The 20,135-nt window shown below is 34.2% G+C and carries 15 protein-coding genes and 1 pseudogene; 1 reads left to right on the forward strand and 15 read right to left on the reverse strand.

Annotation, left to right across the window (positions count from 1 at the left end):
• Positions 1–21 precede the first annotated feature (21 nt).
• The 10 genes and pseudogenes from AN964_RS12135 to AN964_RS26880 all read right to left on the reverse strand — a co-directional run bounded on the left by AN964_RS12135 (position 22) and on the right by AN964_RS26880 (position 14,331).
• Complete coding sequence (locus AN964_RS12135) at positions 22–1,536, reverse strand: BglG family transcription antiterminator (RefSeq protein WP_055739929.1); 1,515 nt, start codon at positions 1,534–1,536, stop codon at positions 22–24.
• 257 nt (positions 1,537–1,793) lie between these two features.
• Positions 1,794–1,868 carry a putative holin-like toxin gene (locus tag AN964_RS27490; RefSeq protein ID WP_220096211.1) on the reverse strand — a complete coding sequence of 25 codons (75 nt, stop codon included), beginning with the start codon at positions 1,866–1,868 and terminating at the stop codon, positions 1,794–1,796.
• Between the two features lie 200 nt (positions 1,869–2,068).
• A complete protein-coding gene (locus AN964_RS12140) occupies positions 2,069–2,758 on the reverse strand; it encodes a nuclease-related domain-containing protein (protein ID WP_055739930.1) in 690 nt (229 codons plus the stop codon).
• Positions 2,759–3,094: 336 nt separating this feature from the next.
• Complete coding sequence (locus AN964_RS27280; protein WP_268888332.1) at positions 3,095–3,226, reverse strand: hypothetical protein; 132 nt, start codon at positions 3,224–3,226, stop codon at positions 3,095–3,097.
• A gap of 33 nt (positions 3,227–3,259) precedes the next feature.
• Positions 3,260–4,684 carry an ApeA N-terminal domain 1-containing protein gene (locus tag AN964_RS12145; RefSeq protein ID WP_055739931.1) on the reverse strand — a complete coding sequence of 475 codons (1,425 nt, stop codon included), beginning with the start codon at positions 4,682–4,684 and terminating at the stop codon, positions 3,260–3,262.
• 240 nt (positions 4,685–4,924) lie between these two features.
• Positions 4,925–8,076: pseudogene (locus AN964_RS12150) on the reverse strand (DEAD/DEAH box helicase).
• Between the two features lie 308 nt (positions 8,077–8,384).
• Positions 8,385–8,483 carry a putative holin-like toxin gene (locus AN964_RS25545; protein WP_083489328.1) on the reverse strand — a complete coding sequence of 33 codons (99 nt, stop codon included), beginning with the start codon at positions 8,481–8,483 and terminating at the stop codon, positions 8,385–8,387.
• Between the two features lie 397 nt (positions 8,484–8,880).
• Positions 8,881–9,603: a metallophosphoesterase family protein gene (locus AN964_RS12155; RefSeq protein WP_055739932.1), complete on the reverse strand. Its 723-nt coding sequence runs from the start codon at positions 9,601–9,603 to the stop codon at positions 8,881–8,883.
• 334 nt (positions 9,604–9,937) lie between these two features.
• Complete coding sequence (locus AN964_RS12160) at positions 9,938–13,714, reverse strand: PDDEXK-like endonuclease domain-containing protein (protein WP_055739933.1); 3,777 nt, start codon at positions 13,712–13,714, stop codon at positions 9,938–9,940.
• A 422-nt stretch (positions 13,715–14,136) separates the two neighbouring features.
• The gene (locus tag AN964_RS26880; protein ID WP_152982382.1) at positions 14,137–14,331 is read right to left on the reverse strand and encodes a hypothetical protein; all 195 of its coding nucleotides are present in this window, start codon (positions 14,329–14,331) and stop codon (positions 14,137–14,139) included.
• A gap of 298 nt (positions 14,332–14,629) precedes the next feature.
• Here AN964_RS26880 and AN964_RS12170 point away from each other — a divergent pair, with 298 nt between their 5' ends.
• Positions 14,630–15,826, forward strand: coding sequence for an MFS transporter (locus AN964_RS12170; protein ID WP_055739935.1), 1,197 nt, complete (start codon positions 14,630–14,632; stop codon positions 15,824–15,826).
• A gap of 224 nt (positions 15,827–16,050) precedes the next feature.
• Here AN964_RS12170 and AN964_RS12175 read toward each other — a convergent pair whose 3' ends face one another.
• The 5 genes from AN964_RS12175 to AN964_RS12195 all read right to left on the reverse strand — a co-directional run bounded on the left by AN964_RS12175 (position 16,051) and on the right by AN964_RS12195 (position 19,953).
• Positions 16,051–16,464, reverse strand: coding sequence for a hypothetical protein (locus tag AN964_RS12175; protein ID WP_055739936.1), 414 nt, complete (start codon positions 16,462–16,464; stop codon positions 16,051–16,053).
• 181 nt (positions 16,465–16,645) lie between these two features.
• Positions 16,646–17,086 (reverse strand): hypothetical protein, encoded by a 441-nt coding sequence (locus tag AN964_RS12180; RefSeq protein WP_055739937.1) that lies wholly within the window; start codon positions 17,084–17,086, stop codon positions 16,646–16,648.
• Positions 17,087–17,104: 18 nt separating this feature from the next.
• A complete protein-coding gene (locus AN964_RS12185) occupies positions 17,105–17,593 on the reverse strand; it encodes an RNA-binding protein (RefSeq protein WP_200915580.1) in 489 nt (162 codons plus the stop codon).
• Between the two features lie 63 nt (positions 17,594–17,656).
• Complete coding sequence (locus AN964_RS12190) at positions 17,657–18,919, reverse strand: DnaB-like helicase C-terminal domain-containing protein (protein WP_055739938.1); 1,263 nt, start codon at positions 18,917–18,919, stop codon at positions 17,657–17,659.
• Positions 18,916–19,953: a DnaD domain-containing protein gene (locus AN964_RS12195; RefSeq protein WP_244885871.1), complete on the reverse strand. Its 1,038-nt coding sequence runs from the start codon at positions 19,951–19,953 to the stop codon at positions 18,916–18,918. The genes AN964_RS12190 and AN964_RS12195 overlap by 4 nt, the downstream gene beginning before the upstream one ends.
• Positions 19,954–20,135 lie beyond the last annotated feature (182 nt).

Below are 20,135 nucleotides of genomic sequence, written 5' to 3' on the forward strand. Positions count from 1 at the left end.
TTCATTCTCAAGATCTTCCTTTCAACATACTTCTGCTCTTTTTCTCTTATAATAATTGCCAATAAACTGATCTATTTTCTGTTTATCTTCATCATTTAAAATAGGACTAACCAAAATTGTAGGTTTATCTATTATGCTTTTTATTTTTACGGTTGAGATGATAAGTTCAATATCATCATAGTCGTTTTTATTGATTCGATGCTGAGCGACGATTTTTTTAACCTCAATGTTTGGGAAGGTTTTCTTTATTTTTTTACTTAATAGATGTGAAGTTCCAATTCCACTAGTACACTCAATTAAAACAGGAATTTTTTCTGAAAGTCTTTCTTCTATTGAAATTTGAAAGTATAAAGTGATATATCCAATTTCTTCATCAGTGAAATTGTTTACAAATTTTCCATCTTCATTTACTTCATATACACATTGTTTCACTATTTGAAAGGCACTACGAAATTTCGTTTTAATAGACTCTAAAATAGGATTTACAATATAAATATTATGGTTTAAGCGATATACCATGGAGTGAAGATGGAAAGTTAACTGAACCTTTAATAATTCTTCTCCTTCTAAGTTATAATCAATCTTTTCTGATACTGCTTTTACCAATTGTTTTGAAAGTATTTTTATCTTTTCATTCATGATTTCTTCTGTATCTTGCTCTAACAGAAATCTAGAATTGAGATTATAAGCCTTTAAAATATAATAAATCTTATTGAATTCATATTTTTCTAATTTAATGGAGTAAAATGACTCTACTTTTTTTACTAATTCATACGTAACTTGATATGTTTTAGATTGCTCATTTAAAGATTCAAATGATTCTTCGTGTTGTATGTTTGAATAATTTAGGTGCTTTTCAATAATAGAGAGTAAGCTACAAAATAAAGTTAAATAGAATTGTTGGTCTAGAAGTATTTCATGTTCCTCTTGAATATCATGGAGAAATATTTTAATTTCGTGTAGCCTTTTATAATTATTTCTAACTTCTTCAATAAACTTTGGTATGTGATATTCGCTAAATGGATCTCCAGATTGTTTTAAGAAACTTTGTACGATAACGGATAATAATCTATTTATCCAAAGTTGGTGTCCATGAATAAAAGTACCGCTATTAAGTTTTAGTAACCTAAGACTGTATTCTTCTAAATTTGACTCAATATACTTAAAATCATTAATGATAGAACTTTGGCTTACAAAATATCTTTCTGATAACTTTTGAATAGATGTTTTCATAGGTGAAATCGACAATAGATGTAGTAATAAATTAAGGCGTCTTTCTTTAGTACCGTTAATAATTATTTGTTCTTTTCCTTCAACGCCGGCATTTGGTTTAGTCAGTAGGTATCCGAGGTTTTCTTTTTTCGTGAGCGTGTATTCTTTTAAATATTTAGATATTCTTTGCATGTCCCGATAAATCGTTTTAGTCGAAACAGACAATTGAACAGATAAATCAGAAGCAGTAACGTAATCACTATTATTTAGTAACATTTCTATAATCTGGTTTTGCCGTTCATTTAAGTCGTTTATGATAGTCATTCTCACTATTCACCTCTTTTCTTTAACTTTATATTATCTCCGTGAAAGCGCACTCACAATTACAATTTTCAGTAAATTTTAATGTCCTTATTAAAGTGATTTATGAGATGTATTACTACGTTTATCTAATAATTATAAAAAACAATAAAAAAGAACGCCGATGCTGCAACATCAGCGTTCCAGTAGCTACTCCGCAAGAAGTGCGGTGGCTAACGGGGCAAAAGTAACCCTCACTACCTATTAACCGACAGGGAGGGTTACTTTTCTTTTATCATCATAACAATCAAAGTTGCAAAACTGATCATCAATACCAGTGCCTCAAAGATTGTCATTAACGGCACCACCGTTCCTTGCTATGACGTAATCACAAGAGAAGTAACTATAACAGGTGCCACCTCCCTCCCTTTATATGTAGCTATAATCATAATACCAAGTACCCTAGTAGGAACTTACGTTTTTATGAATGATATATCGATTATTATGATATATTTTACTGGTCAACTATAATTCTTGAATTTCTTTGAACTTCATATTACTTATATTGGCTAACGTGCTCTATATGCTTCTTTTTATCCTCTTGAGACACATTTGTAAATTCTTTTAATTTACTATAAATATTACAAATAGATTCATGATTGAGTATTTTAGGAGACTTAGCATTAAACCTTTTTAGTAATCCACCTAACTGATCCCGCTTTATTATACGAACATTTTCAATATCCACCGAAACCTTTTTTAACTGACAGCGATTACTAAAGACTATAAGTGAAATTATATTTTTATCTATTATAGAAGGAAATTCTTTTTTTAATGCGTTTATGTGCGTTTGATTTTGCTTTACAGGATTATAGAAATAGCTCTTTGGTTTATTAGGTAACATCTGACACCAATTACGGTCATTTTCCTTTCCAAATATCCAACCACTATAATTCTTCGATTCAATTACATATACCCCTGTTTCATGAATGAATACAAGATCAATCTCTGTTGTGCCACCTCTTTTATTTGGCAAGTAGGCATTCACAACAGTCTTGTGATTCCCGGGTATCTTTTGGAGTATTTTATAAGTAAAATATTCTCCCAAAAGACCCTTATCCAAATACACTTTCAAAAAAGAAAAATTTGTTTCCTTTCGATAGTTACTTTGTTGGTATTGTAAAAATGGAATAATAATAAATAATGCTATTAAACAAAGTATTAATAATAGATCAAGTAGCAGCATCAATTCTCCCCCTGAATTTTCATTTCATTATATTACAAAATTCACCATTTTTCTGAGAAATCCTTCATCTTTGCTACTCTATTCTTATTTGATAGCAAAACTTACTTATATAAATCTTAATAAACGACTCAAGTGAGGATTCTCCATTTTTTTAGGGTAATACTTTTTGTTTATGAACATTTGAGTATTGCAGTAGGTGTGAGCTATCTGTGCGGAGTTTCGAGCCAAAGTTTGCGGACGTTTGAGCCAGTAAGCGCAAGGAAAGAGAGCCAATAGTTAGTAAAGATCAAACAATAAATAGCCATTGGAATGTTGCAAATCCAATGGCTGTTTGTTTTAACTGATTCTTTTACTTTCTAATTGCTTATCAATAATATCAATGACCCAGCGAACGAGTTCATCATAATTTAAATTCTCTTCCTCGACCCATATACAAAAGTTTAATAGTCTATCTTCTTCGTTTATCATTACTTCTCTAGATCAATACACGTAAAAGGGACGCTAGGAATTATTGATTATTTTTCCCTTATCAGCTTTTCTTATAGCATTACTAGTTATAATTGGTTTTATCCTTTCTCTAGTTCTTTCATGGATAAATTCTTCATCAAATCCTAATTCTTTAAGTAAATAGAATTCTAATATGTTCCGTAGGATATGGAAAGCAGTTATTAAATCTTCACCGTTAAGAGCTTTATCTTCTTGCTTTTGATTATAGTGTGTGTAGTAATTCCTTGTTTTAGCAATTAACTGAGGGAATTCTACTAATTTGAAGTCTCCCGTATGAAAGATGAATCTATAGTCTGCTAGTAATAAATCGGCCAAACGACTTCTTAATATAACAAAGTCTCTGCAACCATCCAATAAGAATTCCCTATCTTGTTCGCGAAAGGCTTCAGGTCTCACTTCTAATAACTTTTCTACTCTTTTTTTATAATCATGAAGAGAATAAGCAATTCTTCGAGAATGGTAGGTTTCCAATGCTTGTACCATGTTCAAAAAATGCCGACTAACTGACAAATTTTGATTGTATAAACTGTCAATATAGAGTTCTATTATAGGTTCCATTATAGTTGCTACTTCTTGCCATTGTGAGAAATTTGCTTGTCTTAGTTCACTCAGGCTAAAAAGGTAATCATGTTTCATTAACCGCTTAGTGCTATTTTCACTGTTTACAGCTTGTTTATAAGCGTGAATAACTTCTAACGGTCGAATATGTTTCTCGTTATCTTCAAATTCATAATAAATTTCGGGACTCTCAACAATCATCGAGCTATAGCTTAAAGGGACACCCATAGCTATCTCTATAAGTCTTTTCATTTGGTTGGCTATTTGTATAAACCATTCTATTGTTTGTATAGATTGAGCTTCAATTATAAAATAAGGCGTTTGCTTTAATGTTATCTCTTCTTTCATGAGATAAAATGGATCACTAAAGTCCAAATAGTAGGATATACTGTAGGCTTCATTTGAGTATATTTCAACCGGCTTTACAATCTTTAAACCTATAAGAGAATCTTCTTTTTTGTCCAAATCAGGTTTTACATAGTTTGATACATCACCCCATTGAATTATTCCTGGTATGCTTATTGTCATTTTAGAAAATTTGATATCTTCTTCTTCATTGAAATTTACGCCATTAAACATGAATTGAGCTTTATATCCAAATACTTCTTCTGATCCTAGCCTACTTTCAGTACTTATCCTTGAGCAGTTGACAATAGTAATTTCAGTACCATTAATTGTAGAACCAGTAATAAAAGGAATTTCTAGTGGAAGTTCTAAGTAACTCATGAAAGGACCATTATTAGGTATACGAATATATAATACTATGCCACCTTCATCTTCATTTAAATATAAGTCCCCTGTATATTTCTTTCCTATATTGTTAATCTTCCAAAAACCCGTTGCCGATAAATTTACTTTCATTTTTTCACCACCACAAATAGCGTTGATTAAATTTTGTATTCCTTAAAAAGCTGAACTAGATTTATTGAGTTGCTATATTTATCAAAACCAGTACATCAATGTCTTCTCTAGCACCTTCCTTGCTGTAACATGATCAAAAGACAAGAAACAAGAATCAGGTGCCACCGCCCTCCCTGCTTATGTAGCTATTCATATAATAACAAACGAAACATACGGTCTATTCGAATGATTTATCCATTATTACAAAATATTTTTATTTGCCCTTGGCACCAAATACGACGGCATTTCCTCTCTCAACTTCCATATAAAACTCATCGGCTTATTCCCAGAATGTTTCAAGTAATCAGCTGTTCCTAAGAACACAAATGGCGAGGTATACCCATTTTCCTTTTTATACTCCCTAACGAATAATGCGATTTGATGTTCTCTTTTGCGATGTTGAATATATCGCTTGGCCGTTTCACTAGTTTCTGATACTCTACTCTGCGTTTGCCAATGAAATAACCGTTCGTTTATCGCATAATCATCATATAAGGTTGATGGAGAAAATTCTTTATCTGATTTATTCAATGTAATAAAGAATATATCGACATTTTTATCCTCGAAGTGCTTTACTCCTTCTCGAAAAGCTGGAGTTTTCTCCTCGTTATAATAATCAAATGCAGCCATTATTTGCGAGGTTGTATACTTACAATGTACTTGTAAGGGGCATGGAAATGAAAAATCATTTTGGATCTCCATTGTTTCAATAGACTGATATAAGTATTCGAGAATCGCCATAATTTCTGCTTTAAACTCAGGTACAGAAATAATGTTTTGAATCCCATCCTCAATAGAAGATAGCCCTTCTTTTTCAGGATAAGACTTGTAAAAAGTATAATATAACATGGAAAGCATTAAAGTTTCTTCATGACCGTTTATCTCCCCTTGTTTCAAATAGGAAAGCATAAAACAAATGAATGTTGGAGAATTTATATGAAATAACGATGGAAGCCGACTTGTGATAAATTTTTCATTATCACATTCGAAATCCTGGCTAATCCCCGCCTCTACTAACATTCTACTAAAACTTCGGTCCCCGTTTTTTCCATAAAAATCATATAAGGATAGATGGTAATGATGTAAAAAGGTCGATAAGGTTAACGATTTACCAGTATCCTCCGTAAAATACTTCATTTTGGCTATAAGATTACTTTTCGTATTTGCACTGCTTCTAAAATTTCGCAGGATATAATCCTTAGCAAGCTTTTCCAGTTGAACAAAACACCCTTTAGGTAAATTAAAAAACCCGTTCTCAACATAGTACTGTACAGAGTGTTTTGTTTTCCCAATTAATGCTTTAAATTTCTCTTCAAAATTATAATTTTGATGTGCTTGTCCAACAAAATCCAATACGGTTAAACATTCCTTCCCATCATGTAACCGGAGCCCTCGTCCAAGCTGCTGTAAAAAGACGGTTAAACTTTCGGTTGGTCGTAGAAACAGAATCGTATTAACTTCCGGAATATCAATTCCTTCATTGTAAAGATCCACTACAAAAATGAATTTAATCTCACCCGTCACAAGCTTTTCCTGAGCTTCCGCTCTCATTGTTGCATTTACATTTCCGTACAACGCAACAGAAGGTATTCCAGATTCATTAAAAAAAGCAGCCATATACTTAGCATGATCAATTGAAACACAGAATCCAAGCCCTTTTACTTGATTAATATCTGTCACATATTTATAGACACTTTTAATAATATTATTGCTTCTTAATGTATTAGAAGTATAGACATTTTCCAATTCTCTAATTTCATATCCCCTTCTACTCCACTTTAACTTAGATAGATCAACAACATCACTGACACAAAAATATTGGAAAGGACTTAGTAGTTTTTGGTTAATAGCTTCTGTTAACCTCATTTCCGCAGCAATCGTCTCATCAAAATACGATAGTATATTTTTACCGTCCATTCGTTCTGGCGTTGCCGTCAAACCCAATAATATTTGAGGTTTATAGTGATCCAATAACTTTTGATAAGAATCCGCTGCAGCATGATGAAACTCATCAATAATGATAAAATCATAAAAATCACTAGTTGTATTTCGTACAATTTTTTACTATTAAAGCTTTGTATACTTACAAATAAATGATCCAATGAATTGGGTTCGTGATTACCTACTAAAAGATCCCCGAAATTAAAATCTTTTAAAATAGCACGAAAAGTATCTAAGCTTTGTTTTAAAATTTCCTCGCGATGTGCAACAAATAATAGTCGTGCTTGACGTTGATGCTCTCGTTTAAATCGCCGATAATCAAATGCCGAAATAACTGTTTTCCCAACACCAGTCGCGGCTACTAACAAGTTCTTCGTTCTACCATAAATATCCCGCTCTACTTGCAGCTTTTCTAACATCTCTTTTTGATAAAAATATGGCTGGATATCAAAAGCAAAATGGATAATGTTTTCATTTTGATGCTTTGATTTTGATAAAGCTGTTTTTAACATTTGATGGTCTTCTTTATTAGTAGGATCATATTTTTTAAACTCACGATCGTTCCAATAACTTTCAAAAGTTGTTTCAAACTTTTTGATAATATCGAACGAATCTTTCTCTGTTACTTTCAAGTTCCATTCCAAGCCAGAAGTTAAAGCTGGATTAGATAAATTGGATGATCCTATGTAAGCCGTGCTAAAACCTGTCTCTCTTTTAAAGAGATATGCTTTTGCATGAAGGCGAGTTCTTTCCACGTCATAGGAAATCTTCACCTGCGTATTAGAGAGACTACTAAGTTCTTGAATCGCTTTCAAATCGGTTGCCTCCATATAGGAAGTCGTAATTACCCGGAGTTTTCCACCTTTATCCGTAAAGGTTTTTAACTCTTCGATAATACATCTTAATCCGCTCCATTTTATAAAAGAAACAAGCATATCCATTGCATCCGAACTAACAATCTCCTTTTTCAATTCACCAAGCATATTCGGTTCATAATTGGACCCTGTAAAAAGAGAACTTTGGGAAATAGGTGTAACAGGTCTAATGACAGGGGTTTTTTGAATACTTGCGGTCGTATTGATTTTTGAATAGATAGAAGTCAAAACTTCTGCCTCTTCAGATATTTTTAGCGCCTCAAACTCCTGGTCACCAAAAGTTTCACTTAAAATCGTGATAAATTCATTGCAGAGGTTAATTTGATTTAACAATGCAACTTTATCATCCTTTTCATTATCCCTTACAAACTTCAAAGCTCTCCGTGTAACATGGGAAATATAACTGGATAGCATTTTCCTTGCTTCCTCTACATCCAACTTTTCCTTTCCGATTTCGAATGACTCATTATGTATTTTTTCAAGTTCTGTCTTTAATTTGTGCGTGATGATTTCTTCGTATATACCTTGTTTGAGCACTTGGGTCACCTCTTATACTATGGGAAAATATTTTTTAAACAAAATGTACTATATATTAAAATTAACAGACTATATTGTGAAAGGGAAATAGAATAAAAAGCATATCCATAATTCAACATACTTGTTGTATCCTTGTTAAGAACAATTCATTTGATAACACCCTATAGTTTGTATATACTTAAAATTAACAGAATATAATAAAAAGGAACATTGGGTGCAACCAATGTTCCCAGTACAGCTTACTGCAAGAAGTGCAGTATCCCGAGGCTAGGAATAACTCACCCCAACCATGGCAGAGGCAGGGTGGGTTATTTCCGTTTAACAAGAGAAATAACGACTGCAATCACAGTTACGATGAATGATCCAAACATGATCATCAGGGATAACGTTTCGTAAACAGTGATCATCAGCAATCACCTCCCTTCTTTGGGAAGTGACTACTGCCACCCTGCAAGCTGTGCTAAATTAATTATGGCACAAATGTTCGTACGAAAAATAATTATTAAAATTACGTTACGAGGATTATGTATTAGCCGTTTATTCAGCAACCAAAATTACATCGTTTTCAAATATAAAATTGGGAGAACCATCTCAATTTTCCACAGTATTTCTTGAATTTTTCACCACTTCCACATGGATCATTTCTTCCTATTTTCTTTTTCGTTTTCATGTTTATAAGGTTGTTCTTCTCTTTAGGTAATAGACGTAATGCATCCTTTTCTTGTTTAAATAATTAGTTAGGAGAATACCCCTTTAGAAACCACTGTTTGGTATTATTCATCATTTCCACTACTTTGCCCATCATTACTTTTTCATTTCCATAAATTGATCGTACATAATCTCTTTATAGTATTCTTCATAACCTACCATTCCTAGTTCCCTTGCAGCTCTAAGCTCTGCTTTCCTATCATATGGAACCCGCACAAAGTTAATCGAATTAGTGCCATACGAACCATCAACAATAACATACGTAGCATCAATTAAATCTAAACCCACACTTCCTACATTGCAAAGGATACCAGTTTCATAACTTCTTAATAAAGTCATGTGAATATCGCCATAAAACACAATATCTGGAGTACGTTTCGAGTGAAGGGATTCCGTTTCTTCACTATTCTCAAATAGAGACAAACACTTTTCTTTTGGATGATACTCAGGTGCAATTCGCTCAAAGACACTCCTCGGCGAAGCATGAAAGCAACGAATTAGCTTTCCGTTTAACTCAAATTCTATATAAAAAGGCAAGGAAGCTAAGTAGTTAAAATCTTCCTCCGTTAGCTGGTTTTGAAACCACTTAACAATTTCATTATCTGTCTCCTCTTGGATAAACACATCCCAATTCCCACGAATGACTTTATCACAATGCTTTTTAACTAGTTCAATACATTCCGATCCACGCGGACCCTTCCCAATCAAATCTCCTAAACAAAATATCTGATCCACACCACGTTTTTCAATATCTTTTAGCACTGCTTCTAATGCCGTTAAATTACCGTGAATATCTGAAATAATTGCTATTTTTGACAAACTGAAATCCCCCTTATGTAAAAACCTATACAGTCAGTATATATTAAATTTTGCAATAATTTAATATAAAAAGGATGACAAGAGTGTCACAAAATCTGGAAAATCACACATTTTAAAAATATATACCACAATAAAGGTTCAATTGGGTTTTTAAATTGTGAAATATTATCCATTATTTTCAAGAAATAATAAAACAGACAAACCGGCCCTTTGTTTGGTCAACAAAAAAAGTCTCCTAATGCGCAAGTTCATAACTTGCTTTACGCATTAAAAGACTATTTACAAAGAATCCTACAAACACATTTGATTTTAAATAAAATTAAAACTCATATCCCTAAATTTGCGGCAATTCCCTTTTTACACTTTCCGCTTTCAACATTTCCTTGATTAATTGATCGATTCTTTCAATCTCAACACTAGGATTTCTCCACCAATTACGGCTCCAAATTCTCGTGATGTTCCATCCTTTGTTTTCAAGAAATCTTTGTCTATATACATCTCTTTCTTTGGCACTTGCTGAACTGTGATACATTGCACCGTCACATTCAATTCCTAATATATACTTTTGAGGATTGCGTGGATGGACGACCGCTAAGTCAATTCGATATCCAGACATCCCTACTTGAGTATCTAGGGTATATCCTAGCTTAGTCAATTGATTATATACTTGTTCCTCAAACGGAGAATCAAATTGTAATGCTGTTAATTGTTTTTTTGTAGCTTTATTTTCATTTAACAAAGTCAAAATAGATTCAATTTCATCTCTTCTAACTAAAGAAACAGCCTTTGCATATTCCATATAGCTTTTTAAAAGTTTTGGACCATCATTTTTAACGTTGGATACATTTAGATCAGATGGTTCAATACTCGATACGATATGAATTTCTTCTTTAGCACGAGTAATGGCAACATTTAGCCTATTTTCCCCACCTTGTTGTCCAAGAGTTCCGAATCGATTATATACGCGCCCTTCTTCATTTTTAGCGTAGGCTATCGAGAAAATAATAATATCTCTTTCGTCCCCTTGAACATTCTCAATATTTTTAACAAAGAGTCGCTGATCCATATCATTACTCATATTTTGCTGATATAAAACGCCAAACTCTATGTCATTTTCTGCCTCGTCCTCTATTAAATCGAGGATTTTATCTTGTTGTTTTGCGTTAAATGTAATAATACCTAATGATTTATTGGGATTTTCAATCATTAGTTGTTTAACTAATTCAACTACTTTTTTTGCTTCAACCTCATTATGTTGATTTATCCATAAACCATTTACTCTATGCCATTGGATGGCAGCAGGATCTCTTAGAGGTTCAACATTTGGAGCAATTTGAATATTGCCGTTATAGAAAGCATGATTAGAAAAGTTTATCAACTCTTCTGATTTTGATCGGTAATGCCATTGCAGCATTTTTTCGGGTAAAAATCTTTTTGCAAGATTTAATAAACTCTCTGATTCTTGAAAGTCCATTTGTTCTTCATCGTCTTCATCTCCAACGATCTCACTTTTGAATAATGAAGATGGTGGAAGCTGTTTTTCATCCCCAGCAACAACTAGTTTAGTACCTCGAAATGCAGAAGGGAGTCCATTTTCTACTGTACATTGTGAGGCTTCATCAAATATTACTAAATCAAATAAATCCTTTTGCAATGGGAAAATGGCAGAAGCAGTTTCCGGTGATGTTAACCAAATAGGCATTACATCCAATAATCCATTTAAAGAAAATTCCCTAACAAGTTTTCTTACTGGCCATACCATTCGTTGTTTCCCTGTTTGATGTTGTAACTCTTTCATAGCTTTGGAATTGGTTTGTTTCACTTTCAAAAGCTTCGATAATAATCGATTGATTAAAACCTTCACTGATAATTCCTTTTTCTGTAGTAATAAATCTTTAAATTGATTTCGTAACTTAGTAAACTCTTCTGTTCCAATTTTCGTTAATACGGGATGCTTCCTTTCAATTTGATCAATCCAGTGAATATAGGCAGATTGTTTAACAATATCCACCCAATCATTTGCCATTTCCCTGTAAATATTGTCATCAGATTTTTCTTTCAATAATTCAATAATATCTTTGATGAAAGGTGGACTTTGATCATAGAATCGATCCATTTCTCTTACTTCTTCAAAATCTTGAATAATATATTCCTGTTGTTTTTGAAACTCTTTTAATGGTATATCACCTTTTGCAACTTTTTGATTTAACTGATTTACCATCTCTTTTGAAAAGTAGGTCTTCAATGAATCTGTTTCTTTAAACATTTTCTCAGAAACCTTCGCCAATTCAAAAAGGACTCGTAGACTTTCTCTTAATTTCGGCCATTCTTTAGAGGATAGCCCTTTAAATTTTTCTCCATTTAATAATTCTTCCACAATAGTTTTACCTGTAAAAGAGGTCCACCACCATAATCTAAGTTTTTGTAAACTTTTCTTTTCATCCGGGTTCAAATCATCAAATATTTTTTCAATCTTATCATTGATATTCCAGCTATATTCTGGTGTAATATCCTCTTGGTCAAATGTATTCAAATATTCAATGCTTGTTTCAGCTTTTTCAATAATATTTTTCAGTATTTCAATGATTTTCATTCGATCTTTTAAATCTAAATTGGCAAATGATAAACGATGTTTTAATGGATAATCTTTACTTCCAAAACGTCCGTAGTAACTTCCATAGGAAAAGATTTTCATTAATACATCTTCAAGATTTTCTTTATTTAAGGAAGATAATGCTGCTTCCATATCAAGGATTACATCAATATCATTTATAGGCTTTCCTAGGCCATAAAGTTCATAAGCTTTAAAACCATGATCTTGTACTTCAAATAAACCATTAGCAATTGCATTTAACTGGGCCTCGCAATGTTCAATTTTTGCCGATAATTGGTACAGCTCATTTTCATAGTCCACTATATTAATATCACTTTGCAACAAATTAAAGAGTTTCTTGTAAAGTGTTTTACGGTCATTTTTTTCATCATGCAATAATGCAACATGCCCGGAGAGTCCAAGAGAATCCATTCTCTGATAAACGACATCAAGTGCCGCTCTTTTTTGACAAACAAGTAGAACTCTTTTATTTTGAGCTATTGTATTTGCAATTAAATTTACAATAACTTGTGATTTACCTGTACCTGGTGGCCCATGAACGACAAGTCCTTTTTGTTTTTCGACTTCCTTAATAATTTCCTCTTGTGATGCATCCGTATCTAGAAGATAGAATTTTTCTTTTTCTGGAATGTGTTTTTCAAATTCTGGCCGATCGATATCTTCTCTCTCTTCTATTTCCCATTCATTGTTAAAATTAGAATCTAATAATTCTCCTAAAATTCCAAAGTCAGAATTTCCAGCTTGTTCATCTAATAAAATAAGATCATCATAGTCCTTCAACAAAGCAGAATTTCCTTGAGGATAACACCCTAAAATTGCCATCTTCTCCAGTTCAAATTGCCCTTTTTTTCCGTTGGGTATCTCGCTCTGTTTAAGATCCTTGAAAGGCTTTAATTCCACTTCATTGGACCAAAGAATGTTGATAGAATAATTCTTCAGCCATTTGATCCAATTTAAAAAATCATGTTTTTTTGCGAATTCTTCCGCTTCTTCATAAATGGAATCTGTTACATCAATGCCACTATATTTTTTAAAAGCAAGGAACAAGGTTCGATTTAACTGAGGTTCATCATCCTGAAAAGATAATTTCCAATGGACTCCATTTGCTTTTGTTTTCTCTAATTTAACGGGGTATAAAAATAGTGGAGCTCTTATATAGGTACCATCTAACATAAATCCGGATATGTAGGGATAACCAACATATAGGTCGTAAAGACCTGTTTCCTCTTCAATGGATTTTAAATTTCTATATAATGAGTTCAGTTTATTAGACAATATTAAGGATGCCTCATTATTCACATCTTGCTTTAACAAGCTTATATTACCGTTTTGTTCCATAATTCTCTCAAGAATTTTACTGGAACTTTCCGGATTTACTTTATTTACTAAAGTAATATCAAAGGACCACTTATCATATAGCTTCAACATCCGAATAGAACGATTTCTTCTACTGAGGTCATTTAAACGATCCTTTAAATAAACCAATTTATCTTTCAAATTTATCACCTATTAAAATTATTATTCATTATGTATTAATATTTTTTGTTATCTATATTATAACATTTCCTTTTTTACAATAATAGACAAAGACCGGCAAATCTTTTATGGAAAAATACTATAATATATAATGGCCTTTCTGAGGGAAACATGGAGAATCACGAGGATTAGAAAAATAAGAAGTCCATGTATTCTTAGAAAAAAGTCTCTACTTTAATAAACGAATTATCACGGAGGTCATTATCATCGTAAAGGATTTCTAAAAAATATGGCTGAATTGCTTGATGAACAGAATCAGTAGAATTTAGTGATTCCATAATGCGTTATCAGTGCAGTCAATCCATTCTTCTAATTCCTTATGATCTTTAGTAGTAGGAATTTTTTTCGAAAGATTTTCAGAAACGATAAATCATTTATCATGTCTACATTCCCTTAATTTCATGAAAATTATTCGGGAATTGGACCTGTATAATCCTATTAATGATAGAAATGATGCCATCCCTTTTCCCTCTCTCAATTCCTTTCTTCATCCCACGTTCCTCCGCTTTTACTTCCCAAGCCGTTTTCAATTCCATCACCTTCATCGCCTCCAGCTCGTTAAGTGACTTATTTTCCATTTTCCATTGCTCTTCTTCCTCCTTGTCTAGAATCAAATATGGACAAAAAAGCCTGCTATTAAATGGAATCTTGCCGTATTTAGTTCCATTCGAAGAAATTCCTTCTTTTTTAAATACGTAGAATTGCACCGCGATAAAGATTCTATAGAAAATACCATAGGGACAGTCCCTGTGCTATTTTAATAGTGAAAATTAGTGACTGTAATCATAATCTGGGATAATATTAAAAAGGCAAATATACTTCGTTTTTTACCATATTATAAAAATAGTTGATTCATTTAAAAGGAGGAACTTATCAATGGAACCTGTTTCCCAAACACTCATGAAAGGCGAAGAACCCCTTTATCGCCGGGGAATCTTTACTTTCAGTGGAGCCCATTTTTTAAATGATTTAGTGACCACAGGTATGGTTCCGGCATTAGTCGTCCTTTATAAACATGCCTTAGATTTGAACTACACCCAGTCAACATTAATCGTGTTAATGTCTTATTTAACTTCTTCCGTTTCGCAACCACTTTTTGGCTTATTTGCGGATCGAAAGCCTAAAGTCTGGTTATTTTCCGCGGGATTATTTTGCTCTATTATAGGGCTTGCTTTAACAGCCATCGCACCATCTCTACCTTGGCTGCTCTTATTTATTTCCATTTCCGGGCTTGGTTCCGGCGCATTCCATCCGGAAGCATCGCGGGCTACCCACTTAGCTTCTGGAACAAAAAAAGGGCTTGCCCAGGCTATTTTCCAAGTAGGAGGAAATTCCGGCCAGGCTTTTGGCCCGTTAATCATATCCATTTTCATTATCCATTCAGGAATACATAGCCTTATTTGGCTTATTCCCGTAGCATTTTTATCCCTTATATTAACCGGACAAATTCTCCCCTGGTTAGGTGGGAAATTAAAAGCTACTAAAGTAAATACTAAAAAGGTAGGAAAAGGAACGAACAATTATCTTGGAGCAAGCCTGCTTTCATGTGTAATTATCCTTCGTTCATGGTGCCAAATTGGAGTTGTCGTCTTTTTACCCTTTTATCTTCATAATCTGTCCGTACAGCAATCAGAAATCCTTAGCTTTGTCTTTGTCGGTGCAGGGGCACTGGGAACATTCGTAGGTGGTATATTATCGGATAAAGTTGGGATGAAACGTTTACTTGTTAGCTCTATGCTGCTAGCCACCCCATTTGCATTGATTTTTCCATATGTACATGGAGTGTTATCGGTACTAGACTTACTTTTATTTGGGTTTTGTGTACTCTCTTCCTTCTCGGTAAGTGTGGTTTATATGCAGCGAATGCTACCTGAAAATATTGGTCTAGCTTCAGGACTTTCGATTGGTTTTGGTGTGGGGGCAGGTGGAATTGGTTCTGTTTTTATGGGAGGAATTTCAGACATTTTCGGTGTTGCAACGGTCTTTACAATTCTTTCTCTCCTTCCCCTTGCCGGCTCGTTGATTTCTGTCTTTTTGCCGAGTGACCGGTTGGATAAGAAGTTGCCAGTGTAAAAAAGAGGCTAAAGCTAGTGTAAAGTTTTATTGCTTTTGTATTGATGGCAAGTTGATTTTTATTTTTATTCTTATCGATAAAATTGGGATGAGGTACTTGTCCCCTCATCCCTTCCAGCATTCATTCTCAATCTATAAATTTATTTTTAACATTAAAAATCCTAGAAAAGCGCATAACCTCCAGTGCACTAACCTTTTATCGTATTGGAGTTAGGCGCCAAAATTTATGATTGTACTAAGTTTAAATTACCATTCGGAATTCCTGCTTCTATATAACTTCTTACCAATTTCCAATCGCCAATGTTATTTTTTTTGAACGTTTGAAAGAATAAATTTGCTGTTTCTAAACTCTTACCATTAATAACCATCGTAGCGGATAAAATCACCAACGTCTCATCAACTCTTAATGGAAAAATGGATATTTCATTTAAAACCCATCGGGCATTGTTTTCTTGGACAAACTTAAAGCCTTCCTCCCACCCATTGATGGATTCTTCATAACCAAAGTCTACTATTTCTCCGCCTGTTATTTCTCTTCCTTTATAATCTATTGATATTAAATCCTTTAATTCGGTAATAGAGGAAGTTCTCCAAACATCTATATAAGAATCGAGAAATTGTCGAAAGGTGTTATCCATAAAAAAACCTCCTTAATGGTAGTGATCATCTTTCCTTTCTATATTGAGAAGGAATATTCCTTTATTTGCTGCATTTCCCATTTCGAAAACGGTGCCGGTCCCCCAATATGCTAAAGTCTCAGCATACTGGGGGACCAGCACCAAAATTACGATCGATTGTTCACATACAAAAATTTATTACTTATTGTTTAAATTTATCAATATAAACTTTTACCCAATCAATATCTATTGGTCCGTTTATTACCTTATAATAAGCACCATCATTATAAAAAGTTAAACGGTGTTCATAAATTGAAGCCATTATAGGACCTCTTGTTGTGTAGATAGTAACTAGAAAGCCCTTTTCTTTTGAAACATTACCATTCCATTCACTATCTTTCATCTTTTTTACTCGATATTGACTCAAAAAATCATTGAACTTTTCTGCATGTGCCTTGTTGTCCGTTCTCCGTTCAAACTGTTCCACACCTTCATTAAATACCAAGGATTCAAAATTTTTAATATCATAGCTAATTACGTCATCTAATGCCTTTTCTCTATATCCATAATAATTTTTTATAAAGTAAATGATTATTATTGTTATTAAGGCAAGTCCTATGATTAAATACCTTTTGTTATTCATATAATCCCCCCTAATTAATTATACCAGAATACCCATAATTTTCCTTAATCTGTTTTTAACATTGAAACGGCGGAACCCGCCCAATGTTTCCTTCACATAATACCCCGCCACAGCAGGAAACTGCGTAAACTCCTTCCTCATTTCCCTAAACGAAATCACCCCATTCCCCCTAGTAAGCTCGAAATCTAGGGAATATTCGTGACAGTTCAATGGGTTTTTATGAAAGGATTTCCTATAGAATTGTATTGCCTCTTCCTCGCTGCTTGCATATATAAAGACAAAGGTTTTCTTGTCCATCTTCAGGGAGTAGACGCCAATCTTATGAATACCTAGTACATTCTTTTCAACCAATTCCGCTACTTTCTCAGGATTTACTTGATTCATGTCTATTTTAGATATGTCGTCATCTAATGAAATTTTCTCCTCCGCTAGTAAATGATACAGGGAATGAGCCAATGTGGATTCCTCATAAAGAATAAGATTCTCATACATCTCTCTGACCAACATGTGATAACACCCCGTTTTCCATTTTTATCAATATCGATACTTATTTTAAAAGGATCATATCTATTAGCTGTTGGCAGGACTTTGTTCTTTTTGCTCTCCAATCGCTCCTGTATGTTCGTTATAACCCACCTTTATCATTCCAACTGGACCATTCCGGTTTTTGGAGACAATCATTTCGAGAGAATGATCCTCGGAATCCTTGTCATAATAGGCTTCGCGATATAAGAACAAAATGACATCTGCATCCTGTTCCACACTGCCTGATTCCCGAATATCGGACATCATCGGACGTTTATTAGCACGCGTCTCCACTGATCGATTGAGCTGTGCCAAACAAATGACGGGGCAATCAAAATCTTTTGCCATCATCTTGAGGGATTTCGATATTTCCGTTACTTGTAAATGGGTATTTCCCCCGTACATTTCACTTGGTTGGATCAATGTTAAGTAATCGATAAACACGATTGGTTTCTTAGATGGGAATTCATGCATGAGCTTTCTGGTTTTCGCTCGCATTTCAGCAACTGTTTGCCCAGCTCCATCAAAAATTTGTATGTTGGTTTCATCGAGGTCTCCAATGACATCCGCCCATTTATCCTTTTGGCTTTTCGTTAGCATTCTTTTCGGATCCCGCATCTTTGAACGGTTAAACCCTCCAGTTGAAGCCATTAATCGTGAGGTGATGAGCTTTTCAGGCATTTCTAAGGAAAAGACGAGTGGAAGAAACCCTGCCCAACCCGATATTTTTGCAAAATGAAGCATTACATCGGTTTTCCCCATCGAGGGCCTTGCTGCTATAATCGTCACTTCTCCACCCTGAAAGCCTCCCGTCAAGAGATCAAGCTTTTTGATACCCGTTGTCACACCTTTCGAATGGGTTTGATCTTCCCATGGCGCCTCATAAATCCTAACCAATGCTTGGTGTAAAGAGGTGTGATCCTCCATTTTCGATTGGTTTATTTTATCCAATTCGGAAATTACTTTTGTAATCTCCCAATCATTCATCGCTGCAAGCGTTAAGATGTTTCGCTTTTCCCGTTCCTTCCAGAGTTCCAGAATGAGCTTCTCCGTTTCATTAAATTTCTCAGGCTCTGCATACGATAAAAGCTCTGTAAGATAAGACATTCCGCCAAATGATTCCAGGTCAGGTAAGGTGGTGAAGGTAAGCAAATCAACCCCCTTACCAGCACGCTTTAACTCCACCATTCTTCGCATTAATGCCTTATGGCGTGCACTTTCCAGCTGGTCGGGTTGAATGATGGTATCATGAAGTAAATAATCCGCTTTCATTAAGCATCCTAAGAACGTTTTTTCCACCACACTCATTCCACTTCACCTGCCGTTGGATCAAATACAAATTCGCTTGGTATCGCTCTTCCAGCTGGAAATGAAACGGTTGACGCTTTAGATTGCTTTTGGATTTCATCATACGAATCTACTTCTTCAACCGTAAGTAATGATTCATTTTCCCAGTTTTTCAGGATCCCCGTAATATAACTCAGCCTTCGCTTGTTATTGGCGCACGCAATATTCATGGCTTTTATTATCATTTCCTTTGGCTGTAAAAAACGAGAATCATCTAACCACGACAACAACTGTTGTTTCGCATTTATGTTCGTAAAACCAAATCCATTCGCATCCCAAAATTCGATAATTTCTTTCACATCATCTGTTTTTTGATGACTCTGTGACGGACTCACTATGTCCGGATTATTCTCTATACTTGGATAGAGATCTTGTTGTTGTTTTTGTTTTTCTTTTTCTTTTTGTTTTTCTTTTTGCCCACGTATCGTAAAACGAGTCGAAAACGTATCGTCCAATTCAATAAAGAGATCTTTTTCAGCCTCTTCTTCTTGAACATCTGTCGCATAACGAGGTGACATCGTTTCGTCCAATTCTTGACAGGGATCTTTTTCTTCGTCTATGAGCATCCCTTTTTGATGATAAAAAGCTTCATATAACCTTCTAATCTCTTCCTTATGTATGGATTCTGCAACATATTGGATAAGTAAGTGATCCTCGACCTCTTTCAATTCGGAAATAATACAATCCATGACCGGCTTTCCACCTTTTTGGAGATTCTCTTTCCCCCAGTTCTTAATCGCCAGTTCCCTTGTTTTAGGATTGTAACGAATTAACTGATGGTGCCCCTCGAAACGCTCCATTAACGAATGAACACTTTCAATCGAAAAGCCCAAATCAAAAGCCATTTGTTTCTTCGTAATTCGATAGATTCCAATTTGAGTAGTATGCGGATTCGTCAGCAGATAAAGGTAAAAATATCTATCCTTCGGGGTCATCTGCTCTAAAACAATCGGACTCTTCCAAAAATCAGTACGCACCATTCGATATTTTGCCATCTTCCTCCACTCCCCAATCTTCAAATAAAATAGTCATCATATTTGATATAGGGTTTTAGGGAGAAAAAGGACACCGTGTTTTTATAAAATTTTCGAAACACAGGGACGTTTCCTACGTTTTCCTATCTTAAAAATAAAAATGGGACAAGGTTCCTGCCCCCTTGCCCATGACTTGTTAAAAA

Source organism: Heyndrickxia shackletonii, assembly GCF_001420715.1.
GTDB lineage: Bacteria > Bacillota > Bacilli > Bacillales > Bacillaceae_C > Margalitia > Margalitia shackletonii.

Excerpts from the sequence above, each read along its gene's own strand:
- AN964_RS12190 (WP_055739938.1), bottom strand. The coding sequence starts at position 18,919 with ATGAGTGTGGTGGAAAAAACGTTCTTAGGATGCTTAATGAAAGCGGAT.
- AN964_RS12140 (WP_055739930.1), bottom strand. The coding sequence starts at position 2,758 with ATGCTGCTACTTGATCTATTATTAATACTTTGTTTAATAGCATTATTT.
- AN964_RS12185 (WP_200915580.1), bottom strand. The coding sequence starts at position 17,593 with ATGTTGGTCAGAGAGATGTATGAGAATCTTATTCTTTATGAGGAATCC.
- AN964_RS12175 (WP_055739936.1), bottom strand. The coding sequence starts at position 16,464 with ATGGATAACACCTTTCGACAATTTCTCGATTCTTATATAGATGTTTGG.
- AN964_RS25545 (WP_083489328.1), bottom strand. The coding sequence starts at position 8,483 with ATGATCACTGTTTACGAAACGTTATCCCTGATGATCATGTTTGGATCA.
- AN964_RS27280 (WP_268888332.1), bottom strand. The coding sequence starts at position 3,226 with ATGATAAACGAAGAAGATAGACTATTAAACTTTTGTATATGGGTCGAG.
- AN964_RS12170 (WP_055739935.1), top strand. The coding sequence starts at position 14,630 with ATGGAACCTGTTTCCCAAACACTCATGAAAGGCGAAGAACCCCTTTAT.
- AN964_RS12135 (WP_055739929.1), bottom strand. The coding sequence starts at position 1,536 with ATGACTATCATAAACGACTTAAATGAACGGCAAAACCAGATTATAGAA.
- AN964_RS12145 (WP_055739931.1), bottom strand. The coding sequence starts at position 4,684 with ATGAAAGTAAATTTATCGGCAACGGGTTTTTGGAAGATTAACAATATA.
- AN964_RS12180 (WP_055739937.1), bottom strand. The coding sequence starts at position 17,086 with ATGAATAACAAAAGGTATTTAATCATAGGACTTGCCTTAATAACAATA.
- AN964_RS26880 (WP_152982382.1), bottom strand. The coding sequence starts at position 14,331 with ATGGAAAATAAGTCACTTAACGAGCTGGAGGCGATGAAGGTGATGGAA.
- AN964_RS12195 (WP_244885871.1), bottom strand. The coding sequence starts at position 19,953 with ATGGCAAAATATCGAATGGTGCGTACTGATTTTTGGAAGAGTCCGATT.